This is a genomic window from Bradyrhizobium sp. WYCCWR 12699 (assembly GCF_032144035.1).
Classification (GTDB): domain Bacteria; phylum Pseudomonadota; class Alphaproteobacteria; order Rhizobiales; family Xanthobacteraceae; genus Bradyrhizobium.
In genome coordinates this window covers 290,356-311,018 of sequence record NZ_JAVTJN010000030.1, presented here as the reverse complement: position 1 = coordinate 311,018, position 20,663 = coordinate 290,356, and the positions used below count along the sequence as shown (strand labels likewise).

Genomic DNA, 20,663 nt, shown 5'->3' with positions numbered 1-20,663 from the left:
CGAGGGTCTTCCGCTCAATGGCTGGATTTCCCGGGCTGCGTGTTCGTCAGAGGTGAGTTTCGCGCCGGTCTCGACGGGCCCGCGATTGTCGCGCCGGGCCTGTTCATTTCCGTCGCGTTCGACGAGAGCGCAAGCCGCGGCATTCTGACGCGCGCAGCCGGGGAAAGGCAGATGACGGCCATTGCCGTGCGCGAAGCCGCCGCTGCGGGACATTCGGTTCGATGTGACGAGCGTCCTGCGATCGGCCTGGCGCTCCCGCAGGCCTCCATCGACGAGCTCGGACTTGGCGACGCGTTTCGGGCGCTGTTCAGGGATGACGACGCGGGCGCGGCCACGGTATCGCTGACGGTGTCGGCGCGCGTGCATGCCGTTGCGGCGGAGATGTTCTCGCCGCCGGTCGCCGGAAGCGCCGCGCAATTGTTGCTGTCGGCGCACGCCGCCGAGATCGTGGTCCACGCCTTGTTCGGCGAGCGCGGCCGGATCGCGGTCGATCCCGCCGCCGATCTCCAGCGCACGCGCCTGCAATCGGTCAAGGAGCGGATAGATGCCGATCTCGCCCATCCCTGGAGCATCGAAGAGCTGGCGCGGAACGCGGGGCTGAGCCGCCGCTCCTTCAACCAGAAATTCCAGATGGCGTATGGCGAGAGCGCGATCGACTATTTGCGGCGCCAGCGCCTTGATGCCGCACGCGAGCTGCTGATTCATCAGCGGTTGTCGGTCACCGAGGCGGCCTATCGCGTCGGCTACGCGCATCCCGCGAATTTCGCCACCGCGTTCCGCAGGCGCTTCGGCCACTCGCCGAGTGGCTGCCAGTAATTTTGCACTGAACTGCACCGAACTTGAAAGCCTCCAAGCGCGATCAAAGGTGATTTGCGCGCGCGCAAAGGCGGCGCACGTCCCGATCTGGTTACACCCGGGTTCGAACACGGAACTCGGGGACGATGATGACGCGGAATGACGGGCAAACGCCCGGCTGGGAACGAATGGTGAGAACTGGTCTCGGCGCGGCCGGTTTGGGAATAGTCCTTCACGCGACGCCCTCGGCGGCACAGACCTCCGGGACCAATTCGACGTCGACGGCGGCGACATTGCCTCCCGTCACGGTGGAGGCACCGAACCAGGCGCGTCCGCGCGCCCAGTCTGCCCAGCGCGCCTCACAATCGCAGCGTGGCCGCGTCGCGTCGCGGCGCAGTTCCGAGGGCGCGCAAGCCGGAAACATGCGCGAGGCTGGCGACAGCAGCGGCAACGCGTCGAGCGAGCGCAGCTATGTCGCAAGCGGCAGCTCGGCCGGCACGAAGACGAACACCCCGTTGCTGGAGACGCCGCAGTCGATTTCCGTCGTGACCCGCAAGGAGCTCAACGACCGCGCCGTGCAGACGCTGACGGAGGCGGTCGGCTATCAACCGGGCGTCCGCATCGATGCGTCCGGCTACGATCCGCGCTTCGACGCCATCTCGATCCGCGGCTTCGACATCACGTACAACGGCATTTATCTCGACGGCTTGCGTCTCGTCGGCGCCGGTCTCAGCGTGTTCAAGACCGAACCCTATGGCGCCGACAGCATCACCGTGGTGCGCGGGCCGAGCTCGGCCCTCTACGGCCTCGGCTCGCCCGGCGGACTGATCGACCTGCAGAGCAAGCTGCCGACCAGCCAGCCGTTCCACGAGGTGCAGACGCTGTTCGGCGACCGCGAGCGTGCGCAGGGCAATTTCGATTTTTCGGGGCCGATCGATCCCAACGGCCAGTTCTCGTATCGGCTGACCGGCGTGGTGCGCGACGCCGACGTGTTCGTGCCCGGCGGCAAGGACAATCGCACCTATGTCGCTCCGGCCGTCACCTGGAAACCGGATCAGTCGACGACCCTGACGATTCTCGGCGCTTACCAGAAATCGAAGACGCCGGGGTCCATGTTCACCTATTCTTCGGGCACAGGGACCGCGACGGACATCTTCACGGGCAGCCCCTCCTACAACTCGCTCGATCAGGAGCAGGGACGCGTCGGCTATTTGTTCGAGCATGCGTTCAACAATGCCGTGACCGTCCGCCAGAAATTCCGCTATGTCGACGTCGACGCGGTCACTCGCTATGTCGGCTTTCTCGGCGCTCCCGTGAACAACGTCGTCTCGCGCTATACCGGCTATGTCCACGACACCCTGCAATCGGCCATCATGGACAACCAGGTCGAAGCGAAACTCTCGACCGGTCCCGTGCAGCACACGCTGTTGGTCGGCACCGACTACACCGCGTCGAAATTCAACGACAAGCAGGGCTTCGGCTTCGGGGTCTCCGACCTCAATCTGGCCGCGCCGGCCTATGTGCCGGAATCGATTCCCGATCCCGCGATCTCGACCTCGACGCGGCAGCGGCAGACCCAGTCCGGCGTGTACATCCAGGACCAGGCCAGGCTCGACCACTGGATCCTGACGCTGAGCGGCCGCAGCGACTGGGTCAGCACCACCGGCGAGGATCTGTTCGCGGTGACAAGGCAGACGCAGTCCGACCAGGCCTATAGCGGGCGCGCCGGACTGACCTATGTGTTCGATTCCGGCGTTGCGCCCTACGTTGCCTATTCGACCTCGTTCTTTCCCAATCTCGGCGTCGATCCCTCAGGCGCCTTTTTCAAGCCGACCACCGGCGAGCAGACCGAGATCGGCATCAAGTATCAGCCGCCGGGGACGCGGAGCTTCGTCACCGCTGCATTGTTCGACCTGACCCAGACCGGCGGCCTCGTGACGACGGGAACGGGCATCACGGTCCAGCGCGGCGAAATCCAGAGCCGCGGCTTCGAATTGCAGGGGCTCGCGAGCCTCGGCGGCGGTTTCGACGTCACCGCGTCCTATACCTATCTTGACATGGTCACCAAGCAGGCCGGAGACAGCGCGTTGATCGGCAAGTTTCCGTCGGGCAATCCGCCGCACACCGCGACGCTGTGGGCGAACTATGCCATGCCGCTGGCAGGCCCGTTCGCAGGACTGAGCCTCGGCGCCGGCGCGCGTTACATGTCCTCGAACTATGGCGACGATCTCAACACGTTCAAGAACAGCTCGGTGACCCTGGTCGACGCGGCGCTGAAATATGATTTCGGCCAGGCGGCAAGGGAGCTGAAGGGGCTCACATTCCAGGTCAACGCCAAGAACCTGTTCAATCTGCACTACACGACGTGCCAGGTCGGATATTGCTACCGCGGAGCCCCGCTGACCGTCATCGCTACGCTCGGCTACCGCTGGTGAGTCTCTTCGCGAGGGGTGGGTTGCCTGAACCAAGGTCCGTGGCCCAATAAGCCGGTGGCGCTGCAACTCGCGGACCACGCGGGTCGCGACAGAGGGGCATCGTCATCACCGCTAACTGGCCAATCCAGCTCACCTAAATTCCCGCCGGGGAGCGCTAGCGCGCGAGCCGGTGTGTGCCGATTTCGATCAGCGTCGCCCGGCAAGACAAGCGATAAATCAGGCTGAACAATTGAGCAAACATGATCGAACTCCACTGTTGATCACGGCCATGATCGTAGACCCTGCGTCTTTCGGGCGTTTTTCGAGGCGCCGGAAAACGGCTTCGTCGGATGTGCCAGGATGTCGTCGGAACAGGGGGCGACGAAGTCGCTTCACAGGGGCGTGAGGGGGCAGCGCTCTCTATGCCCTCGGGAAGCGTCGGGTATCAAAACACCTCGAAATATTCGCGGTGCTCCCAGTCGGTCACTTCAGACAGGAAGCGGTCGATCTCGGCGTTCTTGATGTGGGTGTAATAATCGACGAATTCGGCCCCGAGCTTCTCGCGGAAGAAGGGATCGTCCTTGAGCGCACTGACCGCATCCCTCAGCGATTTCGGCAGCAGCGGCGCCTTGGTTTCGTAGGGCGTGTCGGCGGACGGGCCGGGATCGAGCTTGCGATCGACGCCGTCGAGCCCGGAGAGAATCTGCGAGGCCATGTAGAGATAGGGATTGGCGGCGGGCTCGCCGATGCGGTTCTCCAGGCGCGTGGCGGCATCGTTGGCGCCGCCGAGCACGCGGATCATCACGCCGCGATTGTCGCGGCCCCAGATCGCGCGGTCCGGCGCCAGCGAATAGGAGCGGTAGCGTTTGTAGCCGTTGATGGTCGGCGTGGTGAACAATGTCGAGGCGCGGGCATGGTCGAGCAGGCCGGCGAGCCAGGCCCTGCCGAACGCGCTGAGCGGCTCGGTGCCGTCCTTGACCATGAACTGGTTCTCAGCCGTAGCGCGCGACACGATCGACTGATGCAGGTGCCAGCCGCTCGCGAACAAGTTCGGCAGCTTCGGGCGGCACATGAAGGTGGCGTGATAGCCATGGCGGCGCGCGATCTGCTTCACGGCGCTCCGGAACAGCACCATGTTGTCGGCGGGCTCCAGCCCCTTCCGCGGCGCGAAGGTGAATTCGCACTGGCTCGGCCCGAACTCGACCTCGACCGAACGCAGCGGCAGCCCGAGCGCGACGATGTCGCGGCGCAGAATCTCCAGCACCGGCTCCATCTGATCGAAGCGTTGCTCGGTCAGATATTGATAGCCGTGGCTGAGCAGGCTGACCGATGGCGGCGTGCCGGGCTGGCCGGCGTCCTCGGGCCGCATATGCGCGTCGTCGAGCTTGAAGATGTGGAATTCGACCTCGAGCCCCGCGACGAAATCGTGGCCGCGGCTGGCGAGCTCGTCGAGCACCTTGCGATAGAGCGAGCGCGTCGCGAACGGCACCGGGCGGCCGTCGCCAAAATAGAGATCGCACAGCACCCAGCCCGTCGCCGGCGCCCACGGCAGGATACGAAACGTCGTGGGATCGGCGACCATCAGCACGTCGGCCGCGCCCTCCATCTCCTTCATGCCGAAGCCGCCGCCCGCGGTGAACACCGGAAACACCGTGCGGTGCGAGGTGTCCTTGGCGAGCATGGTGGTGGTGATGGAGCAGCCGCTCTCCAGCGACGCGATCGCCTCCGAGGCGATGATGGTCTTGCCGCGCAGGATGCCGTGCTGGTCGGGGAAGGCGAGGCGGATGACTTCGAGGCTCTTGTCCTCGACGATGCGGCGCATGCGCGCCGCGGCGTCCTTCTGCTCATCCGACCACAGCGCATGACGCGCGACGAAAGTCACTTTGGTTGCTCCCTTGCTACCTGTCATTTCCGGGGCTCGCGAAGCAAGAACCGGAAACTCGAGATTCTCAGGTGCGCAATTGCGCACCATAGTTCGATGCTGGCGCATCGCTCCGGAATGACGGTGCTACAGACTACTCCGCCGCCGTCAGCTTGTGCACGTTGTCGGCGATCTCCTTCGGCACCGGCGCGGTCCAGGGCGCGCCGCGGCGGCGCTTGACGTCGACTTCCATCCAGTAGGTCTCCCAGCCCCGCGTCGGCCCGATGCCGTCCATGGTCGCCGGGCCCTGGATGCTGCGCGCATTGGCCTCGTCCAAAAACAGCATCGGCTTCTCGCCGCCGCCGACCTTCTCGATCTCCTGCCGCAGCAGGCGGCGGTACTGCACGATCGCCTTGTCGCTCGACCCGAGATGCTCCTTGGTGCGGTCCTGAATCGCGCCCATCGATTCCACCGCCCATTGGTCGTGGACGTTGATGTCGGTGCCCATGCCGGTATAGGTCGCGGTCTGCTGCTCGTGCGGATCGAAGCCGTAATCGTTGGCTCTGTTCTTGCGCGACTTGTAGTCGGGCAATTCGTAGAGCTCGAGCCGCTGGTCGCGCATCTTCTTCTTGTCGACCGGGTTCGCATAGCTGGTGAAGATCGCGTACCAGTAGCAGTTCTCGTCGTCGACCGGGACGTGCCACTGCGTGATCGTCATCTCCGTGCTCATGGGGATGACGAAGCCATGCGGAAACAGCTGGTTGGTAACGCGCACATGGGTGCGCTCCTCGTCGATCTCGCGCAGCGCGATCAGCCGCAGGCCGTATTCGGTGTGCTCGACATTGATGATCGGCCGGTCGTATTCGCGCAGGATCTTCGTCATCGGCAGATCGGAGCCGGCTGATGCACCGCGGAATTGCTTGCCATAGGCGGTGGAGGTGTCCTCGTCTTCGAAGAAGCGGTGCAGATAGGAAGCGTGCGCGGGATCGATGCCGACCTCGAGCGCCTGCAGCCAGTTGCAGGCCATGTGGCCCTTGAACGCGAACGTGTGGGTATCAGGTGCGACGAAGCAGTCGAGCTCGGGAAAGGCCGGCGGTTCGCCTTCGCCAAGATACGCCCAGAGGATGCCGCTCTTCTCCACCACCGGATACGAACGCTGCCGGATGTTCTGGCAGAGCTTTGAATCCTTCGGCTCGGCAGGCGTCTCGATGCACTGGCCGGTGGCGTCGAACAGCCAGCCATGGAAGGCGCAGCGCAGGCCGCCATGTTCCAGCCGCCCGAAGGCGAGGTCGGCGCCGCGATGGGCGCAGTGGCGATCCATCAGGCCGTAGCGTCCCGTCTCGTCGCGAAACAGCACGAGGTTCTCGCCAAGCAGTCTGACGGGACGGATCGGCCGCGAGCCTTCGAGCTCATCCACCAGCGCCGCCGGCTGCCAATAGCTCCGCATCAGCTTTCCGCACGGATCCTTCGGCCCGGTGCGGGTGATCAGGTCGTTCTGCTCCTGGCTCATCATGGCGTGTGCATCCTTGTGGAGTGGCGATTGTTCGCCTATTGAACGAATGGGCGAATTATGACATGCCTTGGATCAGCGGCAAGCACTATTTTGCAGGATTATCCCTCACCCATGCCCAAGCTGAAGCGAAGTGACACGGACGAGCGCGTGACGGATTTCGTCGAAGCCCTCGATCGCGGCCTGCGCCTGCTGCAATGTTTCGGCACGATCGCCGGTCCGATGACACTGAGCGATCTCGCCCGCGCCGCCGATCTGCCGCGCGCCACCGCGCGGCGCATGCTGTTCACGCTCCAGCGCGGCGGCTTTGTCAGCGGCGACGGCAAGCTGTTCTCGCTGACGCCGCACGTGCTGACGCTGGCGGCGTCTTATTTGCGCTCCAACCAGCTCGTCGCGGTTCTGCAGCCCGTGCTCGATGGCGTTGCGACCGCAGCGAACGAAATCTCTTCGCTCGCGGTGCTCGACGGCGATGACGTCGTTTTCATTGCCCGTGGCAGCCCGGCGCGGGTGTTCTCGGGCGGGCTGGAGATCGGCTACCGCCTGCCGTCCTTCTGCACCTCGGTCGGCCGCGCCATGCTCGGCCAGCTCGACGATGCTGAGCTTGCCGCGCGCCTGACGGCGATGACGCGGGAGGCACTGACGCCGCAGACGGTGACGGATCCGAAGGCGCTGCTCGCGCGCATTGCCGCCGACCGCGCGCAAGGCTATTCCCTGGTCGACCGCGAGGCCGAGCCGCATTTCCGCTCGATCTCGGTCCCGGTGCGCCGCTACGACGGCGTGATCGTCGCCGCCATCAACATGGGCGCCCATGTCGATCGCGTGCCGGAACAGGAATTGATCGATCGTTTCCTGCCGTTGTTGCGGGAAGGTGCGGAGAATGTAAGGGACAGGTTGCTATGAAAAACGGCGTGAAAAGCACACCTCTTCTTACGCTGACGCATATGGATACGGGTGTGAAGTTCTATCATCTCAATGATGAGAGAGCATTCTTTGAATGGTTGACGCGAATCCCGTGCGTGCAGAGTTGCGAGGGCGATGGCAATCGGGGTCTGGTTGTTCGGTTAAAGCGTCGGCCCGGAAACGACGATCTCAGACAATTTCTTGCGCTCTGCCGTCGCTATGGCGTCGATATGAAGCAATTGGCAAAATTCGAGACGACAAAAAATCGTGTCTGGTTTCGCGATCCACAGACGCCCTAGTACCGGGCAGTGTTCGGAGAACGATCCGCGCGGGGATCGTAGAGTAGATCAGCTGCTGTTGCCCGGGTGAGCGAAGCGAGACCGGGAACTTGTCGCGAAGCGGCCCGGATGTCGCTTCGCTTATCCGGGCTCGGCCGCATTCCCGCCGCCTCGAAACCGGTGCTATAATGGTCGCAAAGCACAAGAGATCAGGGAGGACGCCATGCAACACACCATGGTTCCCAGTGATCGCGTCGAGCACGTCACCGTCTACGGGTGTGACGGCAAGAAGCTCGGCACGATCGAGCGATTGATGCTCGACAAGGCGAGCGGGACGGTCGCCTACGCCGTGATCAAGACCGGCGGGCTGTTCGGCACTCATCACCATCATCCCGTGCAGTGGAGCGCACTGAAATACGATCCGGGACGTCAGGCCTTTCAGGTCGATCTGACGCCGGAGCAATTGAGCAGCAGCCCCTGCGAAGCCGATGGCGATGAATTCGACTGGGGCGACCGCTCGCGGCCGTACCAGCATCCGAATTACTGGTCGGTCTAGCAAGAAAGACGGGCTTGACCGCCCGTATTCTCGGCGTGACGGCAGGGCTCGGGCCGCGGCCGCCGAGCCGCGTCTGACGTGAGCGTCCAGCTATCCGGCGAGCGGTTGTTCGCCGACCTTGGGCCAATAGGTGCCAAAGCTCCAGAGGCCGCCTTCCGGATCGCGCGCCGCGAAATCGCGGCTGCCGTAATCGGTCGTGTAGGGCTCCATCTCGATCTGCGCGCCTGCGGCTTTCATCTTCGCATAAAGCGCGTCGGGATCATCGACGGCCAGATAGACGGCGTCCGTCCGCCGGCCGCCGATGTCACCGACCTGTTTCGCATAGGCGTCGTCGCGATGGGCGCCCAGCATGAGGATCGACGATCCGAACGCCAGTTCGGCGTGAACGACCGTGCCATCCTTGCGGTACACCACGCGTTCGGCGAAGCCGAGAACGTCCTTCATCCATCCGATCATCGCCTCCGCATCCTTGCAGCGCATGGTGTGATAGAGACGCGGCGCTTCGTAGCCGTTCGGCTGATTCATGAAACTCTCCAAATTCGGTGCAAGACGTTCGGTGCGGGACGCGGAGCAGGTCCCGACAACCCGCGAAGCCGACCCTAGTTCGGATCACGGCGGCCGGCTTGAACAAATGGGACTTGCTCGCGTCTCGCGCGCCCGGCGCTAGCCCCCGCCGTCGCGCATCAGGCGTGGATCGACGACATCGAGCCGCGCCGCCCACCCGGTCGGCGTCTCGCCGCTGAATATCCGGAAATCGCGTGCAAGATGCGCCTGGTCCGCATAGCCGGCGTCTGCTGCAATCGCGGCCCAGCCGCCTGTGCCACCTGCCCGGGCCAGCGCGCAGGCCCGATGAAAGCGCAGCATCTGGGCCAGCGTCTTCGGCGGAACGCCGATCTCATTGTGGAAGCGGCGCGTGAGATGCTTGCGGCTCCAGCCGATGTCGGAGGCGATATCGGCGATCCTGACCGCCCCTGCGTCTCGCCAGAGCGTCGCCAGGGCGAAAGCGACAGCCGGCGAGGGTTCGTGTACGGCGCGGCGAAATACGAACTCTTCCACAATCGCGAATCGTCGTTGCCAGCCGGCGGCCTCGGCCACCCTGGCCCAGAGATCCTCGCCGTCCCGTCCGAGAATATCGTCGAGGCCGACCACGCGTGCGGTCAGGTCAGGCACGGCTCCGCCAAAGAAGCGATACGCCCCGAGCGGCGTGAAATCGATCTGGACGCATTCGGCGCGGCCGTCCGATTCGATCACGACCGGTCCGGGAAAGAGACCCGCCGCGAAACTCGGCCGGGCATCGGCACGATCCGGTTGCTGTCCGAGCGCAATGCGGAAGGGTGTTCCCAAATTCACCAGCAGAGGCAGCGCAAGCGGCGCGGCATGCCGGAACGCGGTTAGGCCGAGGCCTCGCTCGCGGTAGAACGAGATGCTCGAGACCAGGTGCGCAAGGCGTCGGGTGGCCGGTCGACGGATGACATCGGGAGGCGCGTCCATCGTGCGCTACCGTCCTTCCGCCTCACACTCCATGTCGCGGCCCGAAAAGTCCTCGCCCTGCATGTTGGCGTAGTCCCGCGCCATCTCGCGCATCAGGAATTTCGCCGGCACGTCGTGGTAGGTGCCGCGATCGTTGACATATTGCATGTAGGCGCGGCCCTCGCCGTCGAAGGGATGCAGCAGCGCATCGGTGTGACCGTCGAAATCGAGCGGCGCCACGCCGACCTTGGCGCAGAGCGTATCGTTGAACGTGGGCGTCGCCTTGCGCCAGGCGCCGTCGACATGCACCTCCGTAAAGCCATGCCAGGTGAAGATGTCCGTGCCCATGCTCGCCCGCAGCTTCTCGGTGGTGAGATGGTTCTTGACGTCCGCGAAGCCGACCCGTGCGGGAATGCCATGGACGCGGCAGGCAGCGGCATAGAGCGCGGCCTTTCCGACGCAATAGCCCTGGCCCGCGGCGAGCACGCTTGAGGCGCGAAAGGTCTCGGCGACGCGCATGTTGACGTAAGGATTATAGCGGATGCCGTCGCGCACCGCCTTGTAGAGCACGCTCGCCTTGTCGCGCGCGCTCGCATCCGCGCGCACGGCGCCTTCGGCAAATCGCTGCACGGCAGGATGATCGCTGTCGATGTACTCGCCGGGATCGGTGTAGAGGCGGCGGATCGTATCAGGGAGGATGTCGGTCATGGCGCCAGCTTAGCAGGCGATTTGCACGGAACTCAAATCACGCGATACACGGACTTTGGGCGAGGACGTTGCGTGTTCTCGACTTGCGTCGAGGCGCTGACCTTCCGTCTCACGACCGGTTGCGCATCCAGTCGGCGAGGCCGGACAGCGCCTTGTCGAGGTCCTGCCGCGCGGCGGCGTCGGTCACCGTCTCCTCCATCGCGCCGCGCATGCAGAGCATCCACGCATCGCGCTCGGCATCGCCGATGGCAAAGCCGATGTGCCGCTGGCGCAGCCGCGGATGGCCCTTCTCGGGGGTGTAGAGCCGCGGCCCCCCGGTCCATTCGGTGAGATAACGCTTCAAGACGTCCCTGATCAGGCCGAGGTCGTCCGCGTGCATGGCGCGGACGATTGCCGCCTCCGGCAGCGTGTCCATGCGCTCGTAGAAGCGGTCGACGAGAAGGTCGATGGTGGCGCTGCCGCCGATCCGCTCGAACATGGAGGTGGTGACGTCGGTGGAGGTCATTTCTACAGCGCCACGCTCCGCAGGCCGAAGCTGCGGGCTTCGTTTTGCAGCACCGGCCGCACCGCATCGATCAGCCGTGCTGCGGCCGCATCGACGGAAAGCCCCGCCGTATCCACCACCGCCGTCGCGCGCGAATACAGCGGCTCGCGGCTGAGCAAGATGTTGCGCAGCTCGGCCATGGCGGAGCGATCATCCGCCATCGGACGCAGATCGCCCTGGCGGCGGACGCGGGCCATGTGCTCTTCGGGCTCGGCCTTCAGCCAGATCGTGTAGAACGAGGTCAGGATCTGGTCGAAGGTCAGCGGCTCCGAGACGATGCCGCCGCCGGTTGCCAGCACCATCAGCTCGTTGCGCGCCAGCAGCTGCTGCAGCGCCGCCTGCTCCATGCGGCGAAAGCCTTCCTGGCCGTACAGCGCGATGATCTCGGCGACCGAGAGGCCGTTCTGCTGCTCGACCTCCTTGTTGAGCTCCACAAAACTCCAGCCCACCTTCTTCGCCAGCATCCGTCCGAGCGTCGACTTGCCGGCGCCGCGCAGGCCGATCAGCGCGATGCCGCAGAACGGCGCGCGGCGCGGCGCGGTTGCGCTGCCGCCTGCGAGCAAATCTTTCGCCTGCGCGATCTGCGCCGGCGTCGCCTTGCGCAGGAGATCGCGAAACATCTGCCAGTCCGGCGTCGGATCGGCTGACGGCAGCAGGTCTTCGAGATGCGCGCCCATCGCGTCGGAGACGCGGCGCAGCAGCACGATCGAGACATTGCCCTTGCCGCTTTCGAGCTGCGCGATGTAGCGCTCCGAGATTCCTGATACCTTGGCGAGCACCTTGCGCGACATGCCGCGCAACGCGCGCATGGTGCGCACGCGCTGGCCGAGTTGTTCGAGGAAGCGGGATTCGGCGTCGGGACTGTCGGTCATGAGCCTTCTTTAAAAGGTGTCTTCTTGAAGGTTGTCCTGCGGCGCAATTTAATGAAACATAATGCCTGCTAGCATTGACAGCAAGCCGCTGCGGTGTCTTTCTATGAATTATAATTCTAAATTCGGGGGAGAAGTCCGTGAGCGAGGGATCCTACAACGCGGTGACCTGGCTGCTCGACCGTAACGTCGCCGAAGGCCGGGGCGACAAGCTGGCCTTCGACGACACCGTCTCGCGGCTCACCTATGGCGAGCTCCAGCAGCAGACCTGCCGCGCCGCCAGCATGCTGCGCCGGCTCGGCGTCCGCCGCGAGGAGCGCGTGGCGATGATCATGCTGGATACGGTCGACTTTCCGGTCGTGTTCCTGGGTGCGATCCGCGCCGGCATCGTGCCGGTGCCGCTGAACACGCTGCTGACGGCGGATCAATACGCCTACATCCTCGCCGACTGCCGCGCCCGCGTGCTGTTCGTCTCCGAGGCGCTCTACCCCGTCATCAAGGACGTGGTCGGCCGCATGCCCGATCTCGAGCATGTCGTGGTCTCCGGCGCCAAGCAGAACGGCCACAAGCAGCTCGTGGAAGAGATCGCGGGCGAGAGCGATCAGTTCACCACGGCCGCGACGCATCCGGACGAGCCGGCATTCTGGCTCTACTCGTCGGGCTCGACCGGCATGCCCAAGGGCGTGCGCCACATCCATTCCAATCTGCAGGCGACCGCCGACACCTACGCAAAACAGGTGCTCGGCATCCGCGAGAGCGATGTGTGTCTCTCCGCGGCGAAGTTGTTTTTCGCCTATGGGCTCGGCAATGCGCTGACCTTCCCGATGTCGGTCGGCGCCAGCGTGATCCTCAACAGCGAGCGGCCGACGCCGGCGCGCATGTTCGATCTGATGAACCGCTACAACCCCTCGATCTTCTACGGCGTGCCGACCTTGTTCGCGGCGATGCTCAACGACGAGACCATGAAGAGCGAGCGTGGCGGCAAGGCGCTGCGCATCTGCACCTCCGCCGGCGAGGCGCTGCCGGAATCGGTCGGCCACAGCTGGAAGAAGCGCTTCGGCGTCGACATTCTCGACGGTGTCGGCTCGACCGAGCTCTTGCACATCTTTCTCTCGAACGCGCCCGGCGACATCAAATACGGCTCCTCCGGCAAGCCGGTGCCGGGCTATGCGGTGCGGCTGGTCAATGAAGCCGGGCAGAACGTCGCCGACGGCGAGGTCGGCGAGCTCCTGGTCGATGCGCCCTCCGCCGGCGAGGGCTACTGGAATCAGCGCCACAAGAGCCGCCGCACGTTCGAGGGACCCTGGACTCGCACCGGCGACAAATATGTCCGCGACGCCGACGGCCGCTACACCTTCTGCGGCCGCGCCGACGACATGTTCAAGGTCTCCGGCATCTGGGTCTCGCCGTTCGAGGTCGAGAGCGCGCTGATCACCCATCCCGCCGTGCTGGAAGCGGCTGTGGTGCCGGAAGCCGATCCGGAAGGCCTGTTGAAGCCGAAAGCCTTCGTCGTGCTGCGCCCCGGCGCGCCGACGGCAGAGCTGCAGGAGATGCTCAAGGAGCACGTCAAGCAGAAGATCGGCCCCTGGAAATATCCGCGCTGGATCGACGTGGTGGAGTCCTTGCCGAAGACGGCGACGGGCAAGATCCAGCGGTTCAAGCTGCGCGAAGGGGCGAATTGAAATCGCAGATGCCATGTCGGGCGGTCACCGCAAACTCCGCTGGACGACTGAGTGCGCCGAAGCGCCTTCTGCTCATTGCGAAGAAGAGTGACGCCATGACCAACCTTTCCCCCACCGGCTTCCTCAGCATCGACGGCGCCAGCCTCGAATATAAATGGCTCGCGCCGCAAGCCGCGGATGCACCCACCATCGTCATGCTGCATGAAGGCCTCGGCTCGGTCGGGCTCTGGGGCGATTTCCCGGAAAGACTTCAGCAAGCCACCGGCGCCGGCATCTTCGCCTATTCGCGCGCGGGCTATGGCCAGTCGAGCAAGGTCACGCTGCCGCGGCCGCTCGATTACATGCAGCGCGAGGCGCTCGACGTGTTGCCGAAAGTGCTCGACGCAATCGGCTTCAAGCGCGGCCTTCTGCTCGGCCATTCCGACGGCGCCTCGATCGCGGCGATCTATGCCGGTTCACACCAGGATCACCGCCTTCAGGGCGTCGCGCTGATCGCACCGCATTTCATCGTCGAGGACGTCTCGGTGACATCCATCGCGGCGATCAAGACGACGTTCGAGACCACCGACCTCAGGGCGAAACTGGCGCGCTGGCACAAGGACGTCGACAACGCCTTCTACGGCTGGAACGGCGCCTGGCTCGATCCGGAATTCCGCGGTTGGGACATCTCCGAATACCTCGCCTATATCCGCGTCCCCGTCCTGATCCTGCAGGGCGCGAACGACCAATATGGGACATTGCGCCAGCTCGAAATCGCCCGGGAAGAGTGCTATTGTCCGGTCGATATTAAAGTCATTTCAGAGGCGGGCCATTCCCCGCATCGTGAAGCGCCGGGGGCGACGCTTGACGCGATTGAGCAATTTGCAAAAGCGGCCCTGCGCGACGATCAGGGACTTCAGGTGCACGCCGCATGACCATGCGGAGGCACATCCATGAATGTGCCTTCACATGTGACCGGTCCGTTGCCATGGCCGCAATGGGCCCATGTGCCGGGCGAGCCCGGCGCGTCCGATGCCGATTCCGAGACGCTGGACATGGCCAAGGCGCTGGTGCCGTCGGCCTTCCGCGGCCACGTGCCGGCGCGGCATCCGGCGCTGCGCTACGGCCTCGCGCTCAACGACCGCGGCTATTTCTGGGAGGCGCAGGAGGTGCTCGAGGCGGTGTGGGCCGCGGCGCCCCAAGGCGGCCGCGAGCGCGTTCTGCTGCGCGCCTGCATCCACATCGCCAACGCGAATTTGCGGCTGCGCATGCAGAAGTCGCGTTCGGCGGCACGCCTGTTCGGCGATGCGCTGACGGAGCTGCGCAGCTTGAACTCGCGCAAGGCGGCCACGGGCGGCGACGGCTTCGTCGAGAGTTTTCCGGTCGTGGCGCTGATCGCGCAGCTGGCGGCCAAGCTCGACCGTCCAAGCCTCTCCAAGGCGGATTGGATCGCACTCGGAGCGACCGTGCGGTCTTAAACCCTCCATGAAACAAAATGCATGTGAGTCCCGTTAAGGGCTAGACGCGACCGAAAAGATGCACTATTGTGCATCTAACGCTACGGCGAAAATGCATAATCAAGCTCAGGGATGACCCATGGCCGGGGAAGATCGGCGCCTCGCAGGCGGCGCGACATTCATCGATTTCCAGACTGAACCGTCCCGCTACAAGCACTGGAAGCTGGCGGTCGATGGCGACGTCGCGACGCTGACCATGGACGTCGACGAGAATGGCGGCCTGTTCGAAGGCTATCTGCTCAAGCTCAACTCTTATGACCTCGGCGTCGACATCGAGCTGGCGGACGTGGTCCAGCGCCTGCGCTTCGAGCATCCCGAGGTGAAGGTCGTGGTGATGCGCTCGGCCAAGAACCGCGTGTTCTGCGCCGGCGCCAACATCCGCATGCTCGCGGGCTCCACGCATGCCCACAAGGTGAACTTCTGCAAGTTCACCAACGAGACCCGCAACGGCATGGAAGATTCGTCCGAGAATTCCGGCCAGCGCTTCATCACCGTGGTGAACGGCTCCGCCGCCGGTGGCGGCTATGAGCTGGCGCTCGCGACCGACCACATCATTCTCGCCGACGACGGCGCCTCTGCCGTCGCGCTGCCCGAGGTGCCGCTGCTCGCGGTGCTGCCGGGCACCGGCGGTCTCACCCGCGTCGTCGACAAGCGCAAGGTGCGTCGCGACCACGCCGACTTCTTCTGCACCATCGAGGAAGGCGTGAAGGGCAAGCGCGCCGTGCAGTGGCGCCTCGTCGACGAGATCGCGCCGAACTCCAAGCTCGAGGCCAGGATCGCCGAGCGTGCCAGGGAATTCGCGGGCCAATCCAAGCGCAAGGGCAGCGGCAAGGGTATCGCGTTGACGCCGCTCAAGCGCGTCATTGACGAAAACAGCATCCGTTACGGCTTCGTCACCGTCGACATCGACCGCGCCGCCCGCATCGCCACCGTCTCGATCAAGGCCTCCGAAGCCGCGCCGCCCGCCGACATCGACGGCATGATGGCGCAGGGCGCCTCGTTCTGGCCGCTGCAAGTGGCGCGCGAGCTCGACGATGCCATCCTGCATCTGCGCATCAACGAGCTCGAGATCGCCATGCTGGTGTTCAAGAGCCATGGCGACCGCGCTCATGTGCTCGCAGCCGATGCCTTCCTCGAAGCCAACAAGGCGCACTGGCTGGTCAACGAGATCAGGCACTACTGGAAGCGCGTGCTCAAGCGCATCGACGTCACCTCGCGCACGCTGGTGACGCTGGTCGAGCCGGGCTCCTGCTTTGCCGGCACGCTCGCCGAGCTCGTCTTCGCCGCCGACCGCTCCTACATGCTGATCGGCACGCGCCAGGGCGACAACCGTCCGCCGCCGTCGATCGAGCTCTCCGCGATGAATTTCGGCCCCTATCCGATGAGCCATGGCCTGACGCGGCTGCAATCGCGCTTCCAGGCCGATCCGTCCGACGTCGAGCGCGCGGAAGCCACGCTCGGCACCAGCCTCGACGCCGAACAGGCCGAGGAGCTCGGCCTCGTCACCTTCGCGCTCGACGACATCGACTGGGACGACGAGGTCCGCGTGTTCCTGGAGGAGCGCGCCAGCTTCTCGCCCGACAGCCTCACCGGCATGGAAGCAAGCCTGCGCTTCGTCGGCCCCGAGACCATGGAATCAAAGATCTTCGCGCGCCTCACGGCGTGGCAGAACTGGATCTTCCAGCGCCCCAACGCGGTCGGCGAGGAAGGCGCGCTGCGCCGCTACGGCAGCGGCCAGAAGCCGAAATTCGATATGACGCGGGTGTAACGACCTTCGTGTCCCGGGCGCGCTGCGGCACAAAGTGACGCTGCGCAGAACCGGGACCCATAGCGGACCAGACAATAGGTCCCGGCTCAGCAGTGCGGCACTTCGCGCCACACTGCGTCCGGGACACGAGACCGATCAAGGAGCACGGCCATGAACATGAACATCATGAACGTCGACTACTCGACCAAGATTCCCAACAACGTCAATCTCGCCGAAGACCGCCAGGTGCTCAAAGCGCTGGAAGGCTGGCATCCCGGCTACATGGACTGGTGGAGCGACATGGGGCCGGAAGGCTTCCAGGAATCGCTGGTTTACTTGCGCACCGCGTATTCGGTCGATCCGCGCGGTTGGGCCAAGTTCGACTATGTCCGCATGCCCGAATATCGCTGGGGCATTCTGCTTGCGCCGCAGGAAGAGAACCGCGTCGTTCCCTTCGGCGAGCATTATGGCGAGCCGGCCTGGCAGGAGGTCCCGGGCGAGCATCGCGCCATGCTGCGCCGCCTGATCGTGATCCAGGGCGACACCGAGCCGGCTTCGGTCGAGCAGCAGCGCCATCTCGGCAAGACCGCGCCCTCGCTCTACGACATGCGCAATCTGTTCCAGGTCAACGTCGAGGAAGGCCGCCATCTCTGGGCGATGGTCTATCTGCTGCAGAAATATTTCGGCCGCGACGGCCGCGAAGAAGCCGATGATCTCTTGCGTCGTCGCTCCGGCGACGCCGACGCGCCGCGCATGCTGGGCGCCTTCAACGAGGCGACGCCGGACTGGCTGTCCTTCTTCATGTTCACCTACTTCACCGACCGCGACGGCAAGATGCAGCTGCATTCGCTGGCGCAGTCCGGCTTCGATCCGCTGTCGCGCACCTGCCGCTTCATGCTGACCGAAGAAGCGCACCACATGTTCGTCGGCGAGACCGGCATCACCCGCGTCGTGCAGCGCACGTGCGATGCGATGCGCGAGGCCGGCATCACCGATCCCACCGACATCGCGAAGGTTCGCGCGCTCGGGGTGATCGACCTGCCGACCATCCAGAAGAAGCTGAACCTGCACTACACGCTGTCGCTCGATCTCTTCGGCTCGGAAGTCTCGACCAACGCGGCCAATGCCTTCAACGCCGGCATCAAGGGCCGCTATCACGAGACCCAGATCGAAGACGATCATCAGCTCAAGAACTCCACCTATCCGGTGCTCAAGCTGATCGACGGCGAGATCAAGCTGGTCGACGAGCCCGCGCTGACCGCGCTCAACATGCGCCTGCGCGACGATTACAGCCAGGACTGCGTCAAGGGCATGCTGCGCTGGAACAAGGTGATCTCGACCTCGGGGTATCAGTTCCAGCTCAAGCTGCCCAACGTCGCCTTCCACCGCCACATCGGCGAGTTCAAGGACGTGCATGCGACGCCCGACGGCATTTTGATCGACGACGCCACCTGGGCCAAGCGCAAGGACGAGTGGCTGCCCTCGACCGCCGACGGCGACTTCATCACCTCGCTGATGCAGCCCGTCACCGAGCAAGGCAAGTACGCCTCCTGGATCTCGCCGCCGAAAGTCGGCATCGACAACAAGCCGGGCGATTTCGAGTACGTGAAGATCGAGTCGTGAGGAGCGGCGAATGGTGAATGGCGAGTAGCGAATAGAGAACGAGTGTCTATTCGCTACTCGCCATTCGCATTCAAGCCTACCCCGCGATCTCCAGCCCCGCATTCGCATACACCACGCCGCCGTCGACCGCGATGGTGTTGCCGACCACGTAATCGCCGGCGCGCGAGGCGAGATAGATCGCCACCCCCGCCATGTCCTCGTCGCTTCCGATGCGCCGCGCCGGGATGCGCTTGGCGACTTCGTCGGCATGGTCGCGCGCGGCGCGGTTCATGTCCGACTTGAAGGCGCCCGGCGCGATCGCGGTGACGTTGATGTTGTCCTTGATCAGCTTGGTCGCCATGCGCCGCGTCAAATGGATCACCGCGGCCTTGCTGGCGGCGTAGGAATAGGTCTCGCTCGGATTGACGAAGATGCCGTCGACCGAGGCAATATTGATCACCTTCGCCGGACGTTCCGCGCTTGCGGCCGCGCGCAGCGGCTTCGCCAGCGCCTTGGTCAGGAAGAACAGCGACTTGACGTTGAGGTCCATCACCTTGTCCCAGCCGCTTTCGGGGAATTCGTCGAATTCCGCGCCCCAGGCCGCGCCCGCATTGTTGACGAGGATGTCGAGCTTCGGCTCCAGCTTGATGATCTCGGAGGCGAGCCTCTCGCAGCCCTCGATGGTGGAGATGTCGATCGGCAACGCGATGCATTCGCCGTCATATTGCGCGGTGAGCTCCTTTGCGGTCGCCTCGCACGGTCCGGCCTTGCGCGCGGTGATGTAGACCTTTGCGGCGCCGGCGCTGAGAAATCCCGCCGCGATCATCTTGCCGATGCCGCGCGAGCCGCCGGTCACCAGCGCGACGCGGCCTTTGAGCGAAAATAGGTCGTTGAACATGAGGCCTCCCTTGGTTTGGCGCTGTTTTGGGCGGGGAGGAGAGGGGAGTCAAGGAAGGGGCTGATGATATGCGAGTGTGGCGGGAAGGCGCTTCGACTCACTCGATGTCGTCCCCGCGCACGCGGGGACCCATAACCCCAGGGAGCAGTTTGCGAAGATTCGTCGATCGGGACTGCGACCAACCGAGATCGATAAATTCCGCGGTATGGGTCCCTGCTTTCGCAGGGACGACGGCGGGGGATTGGAGCGCGCCTACGCCGCCGCGATGCGGCGGAAGCCGTTCCACATCGCGGTCGCGGCGCCCGAGGTCAGCACCGGCAGGATGCGAGCGTCCTGGTAGTTGCCGTTGAGCGAGACGCGCGGCAGCGCCGTCATCTGGCCGGCATTTTCGGCGAACAGCATGCCGGGCCGCGTCGTCACCGCGGTCTTGAAGCCGGCCGTCGCGGCCAGGCCGAATTCGCGCGTGCCCGCGGCCTCGCGGTCACCATAGGGATAAGCGAGATGCAGCACGGGGCGCTCGAGCGCCTCTTCGATCCGCGCGCGGCTGGTGGCCAGCTCCTGTGCGGCGATGTCTTCCGCCTGCTTGGCGAGATTGCAATGGCTGACGCTATGCGCGCCGATCGTGACCAGCGGATCGGCTGCAAATGTCTTCAGCTCGGTCCAGGACAGGCAGAGGCTGCGGCACAGCGCGGCCATGTCGACGCCGTATGCCGTGCAGAGCGCCTCGATCTCTCGCTTGAGGTCATGCTCGCCCGGCAGCGCGCGCAGCCAGTCGTGCAGGCGGTCGTACGCGGCCTGCTTGGCCGCGGGCGTCGTCGCATCGAGCCGCAGTGCAGAATGGCCGATCTTGACGTCGATCTGCTCGGCCTTGGCGATCACGGCCTCCAGCGCCTCCCACCACAGCCGTCCGGTCCCTTCGGCAAAATCGCTCGCGACATAGACCGTCAGCGGTGCGTTGAATTCGCGCAGCACGGGCAGCCCATGGTCCAGATTGTCGCGATAGCCGTCGTCGAAGGTGAAGGCGGCGAAGCGGCGGTCGAACCGGCCCTGCACCAGCCGCTCATGCAGCTCGTCCATGGTGACGATGTCGATGTCGCGCGAGCGCAAATGGCACAGCGTCGCGCGCAGGAATTCGGGGGTGACCTCGAGATGCCGGTTCGGCTGGAACGCGGCCTCGCTGGCCGGCCGCACGTGGTGCAGCATGAAAATAGCGCCGACGCCCGACAAAAGCGGGCGCAAGAGGTGGTGCGCCCCGCTGAAGTAAAGTGCTCCCAGCCCGGCGCGGATGACGTTGTTACGCAGTTGTTTCATGACCGGCTGGCGGACTCTGGCA

The 20,663-nt window shown here is 64.7% G+C and carries 19 protein-coding genes; 10 read left to right on the top strand and 9 right to left on the bottom strand.

The window, feature by feature from the left end; genetic code table 11:
- The first annotated feature begins 39 nt into the window (after positions 1–39).
- The gene (locus tag RPS27_RS12320; RefSeq protein ID WP_259217990.1) at positions 40–816 is read left to right on the top strand and encodes a helix-turn-helix transcriptional regulator; all 777 of its coding nucleotides are present in this window, start codon (positions 40–42) and stop codon (positions 814–816) included.
- Between the two features lie 167 nt (positions 817–983).
- On the top strand, positions 984–3,230 hold the full coding sequence (locus RPS27_RS12315; protein WP_313754050.1) for a TonB-dependent siderophore receptor: 2,247 nt from the start codon (positions 984–986) through the stop codon (positions 3,228–3,230).
- Positions 3,231–3,654: 424 nt separating this feature from the next.
- Here RPS27_RS12315 and RPS27_RS12310 read toward each other — a convergent pair whose 3' ends face one another.
- Positions 3,655–5,091 (bottom strand): glutamine synthetase family protein, encoded by a 1,437-nt coding sequence (locus tag RPS27_RS12310; protein ID WP_212065059.1) that lies wholly within the window; start codon positions 5,089–5,091, stop codon positions 3,655–3,657.
- 133 nt (positions 5,092–5,224) lie between these two features.
- Complete coding sequence (locus RPS27_RS12305; protein ID WP_212065060.1) at positions 5,225–6,583, bottom strand: aromatic ring-hydroxylating dioxygenase subunit alpha; 1,359 nt, start codon at positions 6,581–6,583, stop codon at positions 5,225–5,227.
- Positions 6,584–6,694: 111 nt separating this feature from the next.
- On the opposite strand from RPS27_RS12305, the gene RPS27_RS12300 reads away from it, so the two are divergent.
- The 3 genes from RPS27_RS12300 to RPS27_RS12290 all read left to right on the top strand — a co-directional run bounded on the left by RPS27_RS12300 (position 6,695) and on the right by RPS27_RS12290 (position 8,314).
- A complete protein-coding gene (locus RPS27_RS12300; RefSeq protein WP_212065061.1) occupies positions 6,695–7,480 on the top strand; it encodes an IclR family transcriptional regulator C-terminal domain-containing protein in 786 nt (261 codons plus the stop codon).
- Complete coding sequence (locus tag RPS27_RS12295) at positions 7,477–7,779, top strand: hypothetical protein (RefSeq protein ID WP_259217981.1); 303 nt, start codon at positions 7,477–7,479, stop codon at positions 7,777–7,779. Before RPS27_RS12300 ends, RPS27_RS12295 begins: the two co-directional genes overlap by 4 nt.
- 202 nt (positions 7,780–7,981) lie before the next feature.
- A complete protein-coding gene (locus RPS27_RS12290) occupies positions 7,982–8,314 on the top strand; it encodes a PRC-barrel domain-containing protein (RefSeq protein WP_212065062.1) in 333 nt (110 codons plus the stop codon).
- A gap of 90 nt (positions 8,315–8,404) precedes the next feature.
- On the opposite strand, the gene RPS27_RS12285 is transcribed toward RPS27_RS12290, so the two are convergent.
- The 5 genes from RPS27_RS12285 to RPS27_RS12265 all read right to left on the bottom strand — a co-directional run bounded on the left by RPS27_RS12285 (position 8,405) and on the right by RPS27_RS12265 (position 11,908).
- Entirely contained in the window at positions 8,405–8,839 is a 435-nt protein-coding gene (locus RPS27_RS12285) for a VOC family protein (RefSeq protein ID WP_212065063.1), read from the bottom strand.
- Between the two features lie 138 nt (positions 8,840–8,977).
- Complete coding sequence (locus tag RPS27_RS12280) at positions 8,978–9,805, bottom strand: AraC family transcriptional regulator (protein WP_212065064.1); 828 nt, start codon at positions 9,803–9,805, stop codon at positions 8,978–8,980.
- A 6-nt stretch (positions 9,806–9,811) separates the two neighbouring features.
- Entirely contained in the window at positions 9,812–10,492 is a 681-nt protein-coding gene (locus RPS27_RS12275; protein WP_212065065.1) for a transglutaminase family protein, read from the bottom strand.
- A gap of 109 nt (positions 10,493–10,601) precedes the next feature.
- A complete protein-coding gene (locus RPS27_RS12270; protein WP_212065066.1) occupies positions 10,602–10,997 on the bottom strand; it encodes a group II truncated hemoglobin in 396 nt (131 codons plus the stop codon).
- A 2-nt stretch (positions 10,998–10,999) separates the two neighbouring features.
- Complete coding sequence (locus tag RPS27_RS12265) at positions 11,000–11,908, bottom strand: helix-turn-helix transcriptional regulator (protein ID WP_211415534.1); 909 nt, start codon at positions 11,906–11,908, stop codon at positions 11,000–11,002.
- A 137-nt stretch (positions 11,909–12,045) separates the two neighbouring features.
- Here RPS27_RS12265 and RPS27_RS12260 point away from each other — a divergent pair, with 137 nt between their 5' ends.
- The 5 genes from RPS27_RS12260 (at position 12,046) to boxB (ending at position 18,453) form a co-directional block, all read left to right on the top strand.
- Positions 12,046–13,587, top strand: coding sequence for a benzoate-CoA ligase family protein (locus tag RPS27_RS12260; RefSeq protein WP_212065067.1), 1,542 nt, complete (start codon positions 12,046–12,048; stop codon positions 13,585–13,587).
- Positions 13,588–13,682: 95 nt separating this feature from the next.
- Complete coding sequence (locus tag RPS27_RS12255) at positions 13,683–14,501, top strand: alpha/beta fold hydrolase (RefSeq protein ID WP_212065068.1); 819 nt, start codon at positions 13,683–13,685, stop codon at positions 14,499–14,501.
- A gap of 18 nt (positions 14,502–14,519) precedes the next feature.
- Entirely contained in the window at positions 14,520–15,044 is a 525-nt protein-coding gene (locus tag RPS27_RS12250) for a DUF309 domain-containing protein (RefSeq protein ID WP_212065069.1), read from the top strand.
- A 118-nt stretch (positions 15,045–15,162) separates the two neighbouring features.
- Positions 15,163–16,851, top strand: a complete 1,689-nt coding sequence (boxC, locus tag RPS27_RS12245; protein WP_212065070.1) for a 2,3-epoxybenzoyl-CoA dihydrolase — start codon at positions 15,163–15,165, stop codon at positions 16,849–16,851.
- A 150-nt stretch (positions 16,852–17,001) separates the two neighbouring features.
- On the top strand, positions 17,002–18,453 hold the full coding sequence (gene boxB / locus RPS27_RS12240; RefSeq protein ID WP_212065071.1) for a benzoyl-CoA 2,3-epoxidase subunit BoxB: 1,452 nt from the start codon (positions 17,002–17,004) through the stop codon (positions 18,451–18,453).
- A gap of 76 nt (positions 18,454–18,529) precedes the next feature.
- Here the strand turns inward: boxB and RPS27_RS12235 are convergent, their stop codons facing one another.
- Both RPS27_RS12235 and RPS27_RS12230 read right to left on the bottom strand, forming a co-directional pair.
- Positions 18,530–19,330 carry an SDR family NAD(P)-dependent oxidoreductase gene (locus RPS27_RS12235; protein WP_212065072.1) on the bottom strand — a complete coding sequence of 267 codons (801 nt, stop codon included), beginning with the start codon at positions 19,328–19,330 and terminating at the stop codon, positions 18,530–18,532.
- Positions 19,331–19,582: 252 nt separating this feature from the next.
- Positions 19,583–20,641, bottom strand: coding sequence for a polysaccharide deacetylase family protein (locus RPS27_RS12230; protein WP_212065073.1), 1,059 nt, complete (start codon positions 20,639–20,641; stop codon positions 19,583–19,585).
- Between the last annotated feature and the right edge of the window lie 22 nt (positions 20,642–20,663).